The organism is Fictibacillus sp. BK138, assembly GCF_004216955.1.
In the GTDB taxonomy this organism is placed as follows: domain Bacteria; phylum Bacillota; class Bacilli; order Bacillales; family Fictibacillaceae; genus Fictibacillus.
In genome coordinates this window covers 1,831,679-1,844,892 of the sequence record NZ_SGXL01000001.1, presented here as the reverse complement: position 1 = coordinate 1,844,892, position 13,214 = coordinate 1,831,679, and the positions used below count along the sequence as shown (strand labels likewise).

General features: G+C 36.8%; 13 protein-coding genes and 1 tRNA gene. 11 read left to right on the top strand and 3 right to left on the bottom strand.

Translation table 11 applies throughout. The features are described from left to right. Positions 1-61: 61 nt before the first annotated feature. Positions 62-2,239, bottom strand: a complete 2,178-nt coding sequence (locus EV282_RS09095) for an MMPL family transporter (protein ID WP_130295537.1) — start codon at positions 2,237-2,239, stop codon at positions 62-64. Between the two features lie 108 nt (positions 2,240-2,347). On the opposite strand from EV282_RS09095, the gene EV282_RS09090 reads away from it, so the two are divergent. Then, positions 2,348-3,121, top strand: a complete 774-nt coding sequence (locus EV282_RS09090) for a class I SAM-dependent methyltransferase (protein WP_130295536.1) — start codon at positions 2,348-2,350, stop codon at positions 3,119-3,121. 15 nt (positions 3,122-3,136) lie between these two features. Continuing rightward, the gene (ltaE, locus tag EV282_RS09085) at positions 3,137-4,156 is read left to right on the top strand and encodes a low-specificity L-threonine aldolase (RefSeq protein WP_130295535.1); all 1,020 of its coding nucleotides are present in this window, start codon (positions 3,137-3,139) and stop codon (positions 4,154-4,156) included. A gap of 110 nt (positions 4,157-4,266) precedes the next feature. Here ltaE and EV282_RS09080 read toward each other — a convergent pair whose 3' ends face one another. Both EV282_RS09080 and EV282_RS09075 read right to left on the bottom strand, forming a co-directional pair. After that, entirely contained in the window at positions 4,267-5,724 is a 1,458-nt protein-coding gene (locus EV282_RS09080; protein WP_130295534.1) for an amidase family protein, read from the bottom strand. A gap of 140 nt (positions 5,725-5,864) precedes the next feature. Beyond that, on the bottom strand, positions 5,865-6,605 hold the full coding sequence (locus EV282_RS09075) for a DUF6081 family protein (RefSeq protein ID WP_130295533.1): 741 nt from the start codon (positions 6,603-6,605) through the stop codon (positions 5,865-5,867). Between the two features lie 190 nt (positions 6,606-6,795). Here EV282_RS09075 and EV282_RS09070 point away from each other — a divergent pair, with 190 nt between their 5' ends. The 9 genes from EV282_RS09070 (at position 6,796) to EV282_RS09030 (ending at position 13,157) form a co-directional block, all read left to right on the top strand. Further along, complete coding sequence (locus EV282_RS09070) at positions 6,796-7,080, top strand: hypothetical protein (protein ID WP_130295532.1); 285 nt, start codon at positions 6,796-6,798, stop codon at positions 7,078-7,080. A 99-nt stretch (positions 7,081-7,179) separates the two neighbouring features. Further along, complete coding sequence (locus EV282_RS09065; RefSeq protein WP_077364381.1) at positions 7,180-7,554, top strand: DUF2203 domain-containing protein; 375 nt, start codon at positions 7,180-7,182, stop codon at positions 7,552-7,554. 80 nt (positions 7,555-7,634) lie between these two features. Continuing rightward, positions 7,635-7,709 (top strand) — tRNA-Arg (locus tag EV282_RS09060). Between the two features lie 122 nt (positions 7,710-7,831). Further along, positions 7,832-8,752, top strand: coding sequence for a rhodanese-related sulfurtransferase (locus EV282_RS09055; protein ID WP_130295531.1), 921 nt, complete (start codon positions 7,832-7,834; stop codon positions 8,750-8,752). Between the two features lie 87 nt (positions 8,753-8,839). Beyond that, complete coding sequence (locus tag EV282_RS09050; protein ID WP_130295530.1) at positions 8,840-9,160, top strand: hypothetical protein; 321 nt, start codon at positions 8,840-8,842, stop codon at positions 9,158-9,160. Further along, complete coding sequence (locus EV282_RS09045) at positions 9,147-9,524, top strand: kinase-associated lipoprotein B (protein WP_130295529.1); 378 nt, start codon at positions 9,147-9,149, stop codon at positions 9,522-9,524. The genes EV282_RS09050 and EV282_RS09045 overlap by 14 nt, the downstream gene beginning before the upstream one ends. Positions 9,525-9,588: 64 nt before the next feature. Continuing rightward, positions 9,589-10,404 (top strand): ammonia-dependent NAD(+) synthetase, encoded by an 816-nt coding sequence (gene nadE, locus EV282_RS09040; RefSeq protein WP_130296942.1) that lies wholly within the window; start codon positions 9,589-9,591, stop codon positions 10,402-10,404. A gap of 91 nt (positions 10,405-10,495) precedes the next feature. Continuing rightward, on the top strand, positions 10,496-10,747 hold the full coding sequence (locus EV282_RS09035) for a hypothetical protein (RefSeq protein ID WP_130295528.1): 252 nt from the start codon (positions 10,496-10,498) through the stop codon (positions 10,745-10,747). 460 nt (positions 10,748-11,207) lie between these two features. After that, a complete protein-coding gene (locus EV282_RS09030) occupies positions 11,208-13,157 on the top strand; it encodes a phospholipase D-like domain-containing protein (protein ID WP_130295527.1) in 1,950 nt (649 codons plus the stop codon). The last annotated feature ends 57 nt before the right edge of the window (positions 13,158-13,214 follow it).

Below are 13,214 nucleotides of genomic sequence, written 5' to 3'. Positions count from 1 at the left end.
TCTTATTATAGGACATAATGTTTTAATTTCCCACTATTGTTTAATGAAAAAAGCACCCTTATTAAAGAGTGCTTCGCTTTTTATTTCGTTTTGAAAAAGGCATCCACCAGTTCCAGTGTCCGAGTAGTTTCATAAGTGAAGGAACAAAAATCATCCTTACAATGGTTGCATCGATAAATATGGCTAATGCAATGGCAATTCCTATCTGTTTGACTGGCATTACATCTGTAAATGCGAATGACCCCGTAATAACGATCATTATTGCTGCTGCAGAAGTGATAATCTTCGAGGTTGAAGTCAGCCCCAGCAATGTTGCATTATCATTGTCACCTGTTTCTTCATATATTTCTTGAATTCTAGAGATCAAGAACACTTCATAGTCCATACTTAATCCAAAAACGATACCAAAAGTAAAGACTGGAATCATTAGTCCAATTTCTACCGGCTCCATAATTGTTCCGCTTTGGAATATCCACACGAGTATACCGAAAGTAGCTGCTAGACTCAGCATGTTCATAAAGATTGCTTTAAGTGGAATAAAGACAGACCTAAAAGCAACCATTAAGATAAGCAGAGTAGCTGCAAGCACAACAGCAAGTCCATATGGTGCTTTTTCAATAATCTCGTCAAAGATTTCTTGGTTAAACTTAGTTGCCCCGCCAATCGTTAAAGAAAGACCTTCATGTTTATTTTCCCATTCTTTCACAAACTGTTTTGCATCATTTCCTGTAACATCTACTGATAGATATGCTCGAATAACAGATGTACGGTCATTTACAAAAGGTTCTAGAGCAGGAGATAGCTGTTGTTTTCCTTGTTCTGTCTGAAGAAATTGGAATAGTTCGGTGCTGCTTAACTGATTCGTATAATCAAAGATTGATTCTGTTTTTGTGATTTCTTCTTGTTCTTTCAGGTCTTTTACTAAACGTTCTAAGGACAGCAATGCATCTTTATCTTTGAGATATGATTTCTCTGATTCTGCAACAATAAGAACGGGATACAACTCATCTTCCCCAAAAGTCTTTTCAAACTTTTCAAATGCTGTTCTAGATTCATAATCAGGTGGTAGAGCCTCTGCTTCTGGAATTGAAAGTTTCATATCTTTAATAGGTGTTACCGAGAAAATGAGCAAAATAGCTGCAAATAATGCCATTATTACTGGCCTTTTCATCACGAAAGATGCAAATGAATGCCAGATAGATCGATTATTTTCTTTTGTTTTGAGTATTTTTAGTGCATTAACCCGTTTACCAAGTACCGCAAGCAATGCTGGCAGGAATGTAATAGCGTTCAAGACAGACAACACAACAACAACCATTCCGCCAACAGCTACTGTTTTAAAAATATCGATATCAATAAGTAGCATTCCTGATAGTCCTAAAAACACACATAAACCAGAAAAAGCGATTGATCTTCCTGCTGTTTGTACAGATATGATTGTTGCTTTTTCAACACCGAGATGAAGTTCCTCCCGAAAACGGTTAACCAGAAGAAGTGCAAAATCAATTCCTAATGCCAGTCCGATCATAGGAACAACGTTTAATAAAAATATACTGACATTGGCTTCTAATCCATAAAAGTACAATAAACCAAGGGAGCTTGCTACACTGATCAACCCAACAATAATAGGCAGTCCTGCTGCTACTAGACCTCCAAACGCAAGCAATAGAATGATAAGAGCTGCTGGAATACCAATAGCTTCTGCACGTGCTAGATCCTGCTGGCTTGCTGTATTCATATCCTCAGCAATAACAGGGCCGCCCGTTAATGAGACAGAAATATCACTGTCTTTCGGCAGTCTGTCTCTTATTTGATCAATGGATTTTTTTAAATCATTAAAACTTTTATCAAATCGAATTGAGGCAAATGAAACGTTTTCTTTTATCATTTTATCTGGAGCATCATAGGGACTCTGAACACCTACTGCATCTTCAACATCTTTTACTGATGCAAGTGTCTTATTTACAAATTGTTTATAAGGTTCATCCTTTGCTTTGTATTTTTTTGAATCAAAGACTAACATTACAGAAGACTTAGGCTGGTTAAACTTGTCTTGGAGAATATTTTCAACTTTTGAAAATGATCCGTCCATCTCAAACCCGCTGCCGCTTAATATGGAAGGCAATTTTATCGCAAAGAAGCCCAATAGAATGGTAGTCAAGATCCAAAATGCTATAATAGCTATACGGAATCGATATGTAATTCTTCCTAATCCCAGGAAAGGGGAGCTTTTTTTCATTATTGTGCCTCCTTGTATATATCTTCCCATATTTTAGGTTTGTTCCAAGAGATATGCAAATAATACGAAATATGTTAAAGCAATTATTTTTTAGACAGGATGATCTTAATGATAGTGACAACCGCAGGAAAAAATGCTGAAAGAATATATGAGAAAGCAAAAGAAACTGCACAATTATTAAATAGCTCATTTGTAGATAGAGGACGTCATTCTATATCATCAATTATTGAAAAATATAACGATAATGTTCTAATGATCGGAGTAGATAAAATTTCTTATCACCCGAAAGACGGGAGTTCTCCTTTCTTCTTTCATCCTAATTCCTCTATGTTTAGGGTAAAGCAACTACTTAGGGGCGATAAAGATTCATTAATTGAAGCAGCAAAATTAAACACGGGTATGTCATTACTCGATTGTACTCTTGGACTCGGTTCTGATTCTATTGTTGCAAGTTTAGTAGCCGGTGAAAATGGAAAGGTGACTGGAATCGAGAGCAGTAGGGCTATTTCATTTGTTGTACGGAGCGGTTTGAAAGTATGGGATAGCAGTATAAAAGATATGAATGATGCAATGCGCCGCATTGAAGTCATTCATAGTGATCATTATGAATTCTTAAAAAAGGCAGCAGATAACTGTTTTGATGTTGTATATTTTGATCCCATGTTTGAATCAAGTATCCAATCACCTGGAATTCAAGGATTAAAAGGGAGTGCTGATTATCGTGTGATCACACCAGAAGTTATTGATGAAGCTATACGAGTTGCATCACAGCGAGTGGTAATGAAAGACAGCAGAAACAGCAGTAAATTTGAAGAGCTTGGATTCAAAGTAATTCAGAGAAACGCCAGCTTTTTATATGGAGTCATTGAGAAGAATAATTAAATTAGAGGTGATAGAATGATTGATTTAAGAAGCGATACACTTACACAACCGACTAAAAGAATGAGACAAGCTATTTTTGAAGCAACGGTAGGGGATGATGTTTACGGAGAGGACCCAACCATAAACCAGCTAGAAGAACTGGCAGCAGAAATGCTTGGCAAGGAAGACGCACTATTTGTTACAAGCGGAACACAGGGAAATCAATTAGCTGTCCTTGGTTATTGTTCACCCGGCGATGAAATTATCGTAGAATCTGAGTCTCACATCTTCTTTTATGAAGGAGGGGCGATTTCAGCATTAGCTGGAGTTCAACCCCGTGTAATTAAGGGGATAAAAGGGGCGATGGATCCAAAAGAAGTTAAGAGCGCTGTTCGGTCAGAGGATATTCATTTTCCTGATACTTCCTTGATCTGTCTTGAAAACACACATAACCGTTCAGGAGGCTCGATTGTTTCAACAGAGAATATGAAAGAGATCTTTGAGGTAGCCAAACAGGCATCTATACCTGTACATATAGATGGTGCAAGATTATTTAATGCGGCAGTAGCTTCCAATAAAAAGGTCACCGATTATACACAATATTGTGATTCCGTTCAGGTTTGTTTATCCAAAGGTTTAGGTTCTCCAGTCGGATCACTCTTAGCTGGAAATAAAGAGCTGATACAAAAAGCTAGAAAATGGAGAAAACGATTAGGAGGCGGTTTAAGACAGGCAGGTTTTTTAGCAGCGAGTGGTATAATTTCATTAACTGAAATGGTAGATCGATTAGCTGAAGATCATGAAAAAGCATTACGGCTAGCTGATGCTATTGAAGAGATTAACGGACTTTCCTTAAAAAATAGACCAGACACAAACATCGTGATAGTAAATATCGAAAAGACCCATAAATCGAATGAAGAATTTTTAAACGATCTAAAAAGAGAAGGTGTTCTTGCTGTATCTTTTGGTGAAGGTCAAATTCGATTAACGACTCATTATGATGTGAGTTTTGAAGATATTGAACAGGCAATCTCTGCATTAAAGAAAATCGTATAATGGTATGAACCTTTTTTCACGGACATGTTTTGCATAAGAATTATAGACATGAACCAACGTTAAATACGAGCTGCCAAAACCAAAAACCGGGGAAAGTCCCCGGTTCTTTTTTATTTGAGCTCAATCGGTTTACGCTTTTGGGTTGCTTGTTCATATGCATATGCAAACTCGATCAGTTTTTTCTCGGAGAATGCTTCTGCAGTAAAAATGATGCTTAAAGGCATTCCATCTTCATCAAATCCTGAAGGAACTGAAATGGAAGGGTAGCCCGCTTTTGCAGGAATGCCATACCAAACATCATTAGGACTGATAAGTGCATCAAGCTGATTTTCTTGCATGACTAAGTCAATTCCATTATTTTGTGTATTCTCTAAGTCATTCAACCTAGACTTCAAATAATCAGGGCTTGTTAATGTTCCTTCTGTCAGGTCACTCTCAACCAATAATTCTTGATTATGTTTTAGACAATCTTCTTTATGTTTTTCGTTATAAGCGATGATATCTGATAACGTCTGTAAACCTAAGGAAGGGGATACTGTCTTCAGGTAATTATTAATACCTGATTTAAATTCATGCAATAAAACGTTATAATCAAACCGGCCTTTCTCTAATGGAGAGATTTGATCCAGATAAACAATCTCGGCTCCTTCTTTTTTAAGGTCAAAAAGGGCTTGGTCAAACACCAATTTTTGATTTTCATTTAAGTTTTTTATACAAAAATCGTACGTAACTCCTAATCTTTTTCCCTTTAATGATGTATTTGTAAGTCCATCCGTGTAGGATGTGGCAGATGGTGCACAATGAGTAGCAGCATCTTCAGAGTCACAGCCTGCTAATATTTCCAGCAAAACTGCAGCATCCTTTACATTTCTCGCCATTGGTCCCGCTGTATCCTGGCTAATAGAAATAGGGATGATTCCTGTTCTTGAAACAAGACCTACTGTTGGTTTGATCCCAACAATATTGTTATTACCTGCCGGGCAGAGGATAGAGCCAGAAGTTTCCGTTCCAACTGCAAGCATCGCAAAATTACAGGCTACCGCTGCTCCTGACCCGGAACTCGAACCACTTACATCAAGGACACCGGGACCATAAGGATTTAACACTTTTCCACCCCTGGAACTGAAGCCATTCGGCATATTATAAGCCATGAAATTTGCCCATTCTGTCATATTAGCTTTACCGAGAATGATGGCTCCTGCATCTCTAAGTTTTTGTACAATGAACGCATCCTTATTTGCGTAATGATTTTGAAGGGCTAATGAACCGGCGCTTGTATGCATCTGATCATCAGTATCGATATTATCCTTAATTATCACAGGTACACCATGTAAAGGACCTCGAATTTTGCCGTTTTTTCGCTCAGCATCCAAATTGCGGGCAATAAATAACGCCTCTGGGTTTACTTCTAGAATGGAATTGATAGATGGACCTGACTTATCGTACAATGCTATTCGTTTCAAATAGTGTTTAACAAGATCGAATGACGTCAATTCCTCATTTTTAAAATAAGTTTGTAGCTGATCCAGTGTCAATTCTTCAATCTGAAATAGGTTTATTTGTGACATTTTGCCGCTTCCTCTCTTATTTACTCATTACTTATTATATAAAACTGTCACAAAAAAAGGAATTTTCATATTATTGCTAGAATACATAAAAAAAGGCCCGTATCATGCAGACCTTTAAGAGAATTAGCCGAATTGCTGTATCAGTCTTCTATTGAGATTTTCATTGGTGTCCATTCGCCAATGATACCTTGTCCATGAAGCGAAGTACTTCCTTCAGGAGATAAATCTTTCTCAGTCATTAAACCAAGTGCAACTGTAAATTCATTAAACTTGATCGGGACATTTTTCTCGATTCTCACTGCATCACCATTCACTGAAAAAACAACTTCATCGGTTGCACGATTATAACAGATCTCATACTCATTCCATTCTCTACGCTTAAATGCTGATTCTTCTTTAAAGATACAAAAATATCTCGTTTTATTCGTTTCAGGCACTTGTACACCCGGAAAAGGGAGGACTGCATATACACTCGCATACTGGTCATTGCCTGCAAAGAAATCAAGTGCTGCACCCGTTGTGAAATCTAATAAATTTACAGAAACAAATCCATCATATAAATCGCCAGGATTCGTGCCGATTGGCCGTGACCGCATTTTCCACTTAAATGCGATGCTTCCTTCTTCAGGGACTTTCACTGGTTCTTTCGAATAATACATGTGCTTTGCATTATCTAAAAATTGAACAGAAGGGTGGTTTTTAGTAAATGGATTAACTCTGACATATAATTCATCATTTCTTACGATCACAACTGCTTCCGGTTCTCTAAACTCATGGAAGGATCCATCAGGAAGAGGGAAACCTCCCATTTTCCATGTGTCAGATTCCGATAAAATGGAATGAAAATTACCCAGTACAATTTCACTTTGAAGTTTTTTCATTAAACACAGCTCCTAGTTATTTGCTTTATAAAGTTATTTAATCAAATAAAGAGTGTTGAGGCAAATGTTGGCTGTTCTATTAATACCCGTCCATAAAAAAGCTAGATTAATTACATGGACAAGTATATTTCAGAAAAAACTGAATAATAATGGTATTAAGAGCTCGCAAATTAAAGGAGGGTGTTTCTCTATGAAAACGGTATCTCATATTAATTTACGAAAAGAAAAAGAAAAGACGTTCACTTGTGATGATAGAATCATGTTGTTTATTACAAAATTTCATTTAAAATCCAAAAGGGACAAATGGTTAACATTGAGGCTTCTTCTTAGAAAAGGTTCTGTCGATCTAGTAGAACAAATTTTAATCAGTTCAGAATACAGAAGAGATTTTCCTGAACTGCTTGAGGACGAAACGGTTAGAGATTTTTACTTGGACTTAAAGAATCCGAAAAAAGAAATGTGCCTTACCATTTAGCCTTTTGGGAAACCAAAAGGTTTTCTTCTTGCCGTTTTTAGTGTGCATATTTACCTTCATTTGTTATAATACTGACAAGAATATGAAGGAGCATGATTTATGAAACGTTATACATTAGAAGAAGCGAATCAGCTGCTGCCGATACTGTCAAAGGAATTTGATTCACTTCATAACCTGCAAAGAGAATTTGATCTTTGGTACGAATCGTTCCAGCAGGTCGAGCCGCATTTAAATGCAGATGAAAAAGCAGAATGGGAAAAAAGAATTCAATACATGGAATTGGAAGCAGAAATTTTCATCTCCAATATTCTTTCTCATGGTGTATGGTTTGAAGATGCATTTTCATCTACACTTCATTTTCCTGCTATTTTAAATGGAGAAAAAGGTATCTTCAAATGGCATCCAGAAGAACCGTTAATAACCGTCTATCAAAGTACAGAAGAAAAAATCACTCCATTAAACTTAGTAAATTAAGGTAACCGTATATAATTGTTGTAAAAAAAGCTTGTTTTATTTCTATTTATTGTTTATGATATTAATCGTGACGGTAATTAGCGCCTATAGTGAAATGGATATCACACGAGATTTCGGCTCTCGTATTCTGGGTTCGAATCCTGGTGGGCGCGCCACTTTCCAATTGAATATATGATTATCGGTAATTCCGGTACTCACCACGGGGAATGGCAATTGGGACCGGTGGTTTTTTATTTGGCGTCATAAATAAACTAACGTTGCAGGTTGGTGATTATTAATGTCAGAAAAAATGAGAGTACTTTTGTATTATAAGTATGTACCGATTGATGATCCAGAGAGCTTTAAGGACGAACATTTAAAGTTTTGTAAGGATTTAGGACTTCTTGGACGTATCATTGTTGCGCCAGAAGGAATCAACGGGACAGTTTCAGGTACATTTGAACAAACACAAATCTATATGGACCACTTAAAAGCAGACCCTCGCTTTGAAGATATGGTTTTTAAAATAGATGAAGTTGAAGAACATACATTCAAGAAAATATTTGTTCGTCATAAAAAAGAACTGGTAACTTGGCGCTTTGAAGAAGATGTGAATCCGAATCAGCTTTCGGGTAAACGATTGTCGCCAAAAGAGTTTTATGAAGCACTTCAAGATGAAGATGTAATCGTAATCGATGGCCGTAATGACTATGAGTACGAAATCGGCCATTTCAAAGGTGCTATTAAACCTGATGTAAAAGCTTCACGCGATTTCCCAAAATGGGTCCGTGAAAACTTAAGCGAATTTAAAGATAAGAAAGTATTAACATATTGTACAGGAGGAATCCGTTGCGAAAAGTTCTCTGGTTTCCTTCTGCAAGAAGGCTTTAAAGATGTTTCACAGCTGGAAGGCGGTATCGTAACCTATGGAAAAGATCCTGAAGTACAAGGACGATACTGGAACGGTAAATGTTACGTATTTGACGAGCGCATCTCCGTGCCAATTAATCGCACTGAAGAAGATGTAGTTATCGCTACATGTTATTATTGCGGTAAAACAGAAGATCGATACGTAAACTGCGCAAATCCAGAGTGCAATAAACAGCATGTGTGCTGTACGGATTGTGAAGTAAAACATAAACGTTCATGCACAAAGGAATGTTTGGAGCATCCTCGTAACCGATACGAAACAGAAAGCAAAGAACAACAGAACGTTTAAACATAAGCCAGTATATATACTGGCTTTTTCTATTTGCCTGTTTTAAAGTTAACTATAACAACTCAACTAGTACTAGGGGGAACAAATGTGAACCGTGCAAATGAAATCTCTGAAAAAGTAATCAATAATTATCAGAAAGATGAAGGAATGATGATCATTATTTATGCCCAGTGGTGTGTAAATAATGGACTTGATCCAAAAGCTGTCTATTTAAAAGCTTATCCTGACCAAGGTAATAACGAATATGTTATGCATATGCTTGAGCAGACTGTAGCAAAAGAAGAGGCCGAAGATATTACTAATGAAACACTTCTACAAGTTTTATCTTTATTCGGGAACGAGGACCTAGCTTTTACTGTATCAAAAGAGATAGATGCATTGGAGGCGAAAAAGAATGACAGCAAATAAAAAGTTAGTGCTTGCCAGTTATAAAACAGGGCAATATATAGGTGAAGCAGAAGACGAAAGAAATCAAATGGTACTCCTAAAAGTTCTGGCAGTTGTATCACATCCTTGGCAAGGAGACCTTCATAATCCCAAGACAGCTGATGTTCCATTTTTTCAGGAAAGAAGAGCTTTAAGCCATGGAGAAAGAACATGGGTGCCGATTCATACGATTAAAGAATATGATGGGAATCTACCTGAATATAAACAATCTTTACGAACGGCTTTAAGCAATTACATAACTCAACTTAAGGAAGATAATAGTGATTGGGCTAAACGTTCACTGGAATGCCTTTTTCAATTAGAAAAAGATTATAAATTTGATTAAGATCCTTTAAATTGTGGAAATGAATTAAAAATACACACTCAATAAGGTGGCGATATAATTGGATTTGCAGCAAAAAATTATTGAAGAGTTATTAGTAAAACCTGAAATAGATATTGATAATGAAATTAATCAAAGAATACAGTTTTTGAAAGATTATGTAAAAAAAACAGGTGCGAAAGGTTATGTTCTAGGTATTAGCGGTGGACAGGATTCTACTCTAGCAGGTAAATTAGCTCAGCTCGCAATGGAACAGCTAAGAGAGGAAACAGGTAACGATTATTCATTTATTGCTGTACGACTTCCATATGGTGAACAAAAAGATGAAGAAGATGCACAACAAGCAATGAAATTTATTAATCCTGATCTTTCTCTTACAGTCAATATTAAAGCAGCAGTTGATGCATCAGTAAAAAATTTTAAAGATGCAACTGATAAAGAATTAAATAACTTTCTTAAAGGAAATACGAAGGCAAGGGAAAGAATGAAAGTGCAATACGATATAGCTGGTGCCTATCAATGTCTTGTAATCGGAACAGACCATGCGGCAGAAGCGATTACTGGTTTTTTCACTAAACACGGCGACGGTGCATGTGACCTCGTACCTTTATTCGGACTTAACAAGAGACAAGGCAGAGCTTTATTAAAGCACTTAGGAGCTGACAAACGCCTTTATTTAAAAGTGCCTACAGCTGATTTAGAAGATGACAAACCACTTATTCCAGATGAAACGGCATTAGGGGTAACATATGAAGAAATCGATGATTATTTAGAAGGAAAAGAAATTTCGGCATCCTCAAAAGAAAAAATTGAAAAACGATTCATACAAACCATGCATAAACGAAATCCTCCTGCCTCCGTTCATGATACATGGTGGAAATAACATTGAACACCTGGTCTTAAGCCAGGTGTTTTTGTTTTAACGTTTTTAGGTTATACTTGTTTTTGGAGAAAAGGGGAAGGGGATTCTTAAATTGAGTAAAACAGCAAAAATCATTATTGTCGCAGGAGTTATCTTTTTAGCTTATTTTGTATTTGATACAATTAATCGTGAAAATACTAGAAAAGAACGCCTTAATGTAATCGACGATCATTTTAAAAAACCTTTTAAAATAGAAGAAGAACTTAAAGAGCAATATGATGAAGATTTTTTAATTGAAATGGACGATGAATTTTATATGGTAACTGTTAAAGACAATAAAGTTGTTAAGACCGTTAAACAATAATGTAAAGACCGCAGAAAAGAGCGGTCTTTTTATTTTAAGATTTATTTTTAAAACAACCACTTATTTGTACATCTCTTAAGGCATGTGAAGAGGAAACATGCACCCCGAGGACAGCGAGTATACAGGATCAGTGATCTAATGCTAATCACATAAAATTATGGAATTATCACATAAAAAAGCGGGTTAATCACATATTTAACCATTTTATGGAAATTTGTCCACATGTAAAAATACCTTCTTTAAAAAGGAGATGTGAATTGAATTACTCCATAAACAGCGACCTGAAATATGTTCTATAACAAAGTTAGTAGGTCCTTATACTCAAAAACTTCACAAAACTTTTATATAAAAAGTTCTTTAGGAGCAATTTTATTTACAATTGAAAATGCTTGCTAACTCCTTAGCTTTCGTATGCTATGATTTTTTTGGCTTTATAAAATCATTAAAAGGGGTTTGTTTTATGAAATGGAAAAATTGTATATCCGCATTTGTAATATTAACTTCAGCTATTTCAGTTCAATCACCGTCTAGTTCACCTGTAAGTGCTGCAGGAACAATTGCAGGTCCAGTCATATCTGAAGTAGCATGGATGGGTACAACCATAGATGCAAACGACGAATGGGTTGAACTGTATAATCCGACAAACGAAGTCATCGAGCTAGATGGGTGGACACTTAAAGCTTCTGACGGAACTCCTACTGTGCAGCTTTCTGGCTCCATCAGCCCCGGAGACACTTATCTACTCGAAAGAACTAATGATTCAACAGTTCCCGGAATAACAGCGGATCAGATTTATACTGGCGCTCTTTCAAATACCGGGGAAATTCTAGAACTAATAGATGGAGCTAATCAAACCATTGATACCATTTCAAGCTGGTATGCTGGTGATTCAGCATCAAGAGCAACGATGGAAAGAATAAGCCCTTCTGGATCTGGTGATGATTCTCAAAACTGGCAGACTGCAACTGTAAACTATGACGCAGGATTTGGAACACCTGGAACAGTAAGTGGTACGTCAAACGGTCAGCCAGAACAATTAAATAATATTAGTAATGAAGCGGGAGCCATAAATGTTTATTTTAATAAAAGTGCATTAACTCAGTTTGCAACACCTGGTAATTCTGCAAACTATAATGTGAACTTAGAAAACCGTTTGATTAACCGGATTAACGAAGCAACAGAATCTATTGATATCGCTACATATGAGATCAATCTTCCAAACGTAGTCAATGCTTTAATCGAAAAGGCTGCTGCAGGTGTTACAGTTCGTATGATCGCTGACGCAAAGCCATTAAGTGATGCTGAGCATGATGCAAGATATGAACTTATGAAACTTTATTTGGAGAAATTAACGAGAGGAAAAGACGGAGCAGTTAACACTGCTGATGATGTTCATATTTTTTCGGATTCAATTATCTTCGCTGTAGAGGATTCCACTAAACGATCTCAGTATAATCTACCTCAATCTGGTTATCAGGATTTCACACTGCGCACAGTGAGTGTAGGCAGCGGCAGCCAAACAGGCCACATGCTTGTTGATGGGGAGTCCAAAGATACAAATGCTTATTATTCACCAGATGATCAGATGCATAATAAATATCTGATAATTGATGGGAAATGGGTATTTACAGGAAGCTGGAACTTCACCACTACAGGGCTTTACGGTACAGATGAGAACAGGGAGTCTGGAATATTAGATGGGAACTCCAATCATTCAATTGAATTACATTCAACTGAACTCTCATCCATATATAAGACTGAATTTGATGAAATGTGGGGAAGTACTGATTTGCAGCCAAATCCTGAAGTTTCTAACTTTGGATCTCGCAAAACAGATAATACACCGCATCAAGTTACAGTAGGAGGCAAAGTGATAGAAGTGTATTTCTCTCCTGGTGATAATGCAGTCCCTAAAATGAATGAGACTATTGAAACATCAGCTGATCAAAGTGCGTATTTCAGTATATTTGCATGGTCCGACCAAGCACTTGTGGATACACTGAAAGTCAAATGGGAAGGCTCTCCTCAAGATATGGAAGGTACACTGACTGGCTTTGATATCAAAGGGGTTTTTGATGATTCATTCTGGAATATGTGGTGGTCAGCCTCAGTGGATATGACAGGAAGAACTGCTTCACAAACGAGTACAAACAACCCTAATACACGCTGGAATAATCCTGCTCCCGTTTATATGGATAAGGAATCAAGAAAACTTCATCATAAATACTTTATCATTGATGCGGATACTTCCAGTGACCCGTTAGTTATTACGGGTTCTACAAACTGGAGTACAAACGGTAACGATGTAAATGACGAAAATGCATTGTGGATTCATGACTTATCCATTACGAACCAATTCAAACAAGAATTTATGGCAAGATACGAACAAGCTGGCGGTGCTATTCAATAAAATATATATTTGTAATAAAGTGACTCTTGAAGGGAGTCACTTTTTCATTTACAGTAG

Coding starts and splice junctions, on each gene's coding strand:
- EV282_RS09095 (WP_130295537.1), bottom strand. CDS start 2,239: ATGAAAAAAAGCTCCCCTTTCCTGGGATTAGGAAGAATTACATATCGA.
- EV282_RS09090 (WP_130295536.1), top strand. CDS start 2,348: ATGATAGTGACAACCGCAGGAAAAAATGCTGAAAGAATATATGAGAAA.
- ltaE (WP_130295535.1), top strand. CDS start 3,137: ATGATTGATTTAAGAAGCGATACACTTACACAACCGACTAAAAGAATG.
- EV282_RS09080 (WP_130295534.1), bottom strand. CDS start 5,724: ATGTCACAAATAAACCTATTTCAGATTGAAGAATTGACACTGGATCAG.
- EV282_RS09075 (WP_130295533.1), bottom strand. CDS start 6,605: ATGAAAAAACTTCAAAGTGAAATTGTACTGGGTAATTTTCATTCCATT.
- EV282_RS09070 (WP_130295532.1), top strand. CDS start 6,796: ATGAAAACGGTATCTCATATTAATTTACGAAAAGAAAAAGAAAAGACG.
- EV282_RS09065 (WP_077364381.1), top strand. CDS start 7,180: ATGAAACGTTATACATTAGAAGAAGCGAATCAGCTGCTGCCGATACTG.
- EV282_RS09055 (WP_130295531.1), top strand. CDS start 7,832: ATGTCAGAAAAAATGAGAGTACTTTTGTATTATAAGTATGTACCGATT.
- EV282_RS09045 (WP_130295529.1), top strand. CDS start 9,147: ATGACAGCAAATAAAAAGTTAGTGCTTGCCAGTTATAAAACAGGGCAA.
- EV282_RS09030 (WP_130295527.1), top strand. CDS start 11,208: ATGAAATGGAAAAATTGTATATCCGCATTTGTAATATTAACTTCAGCT.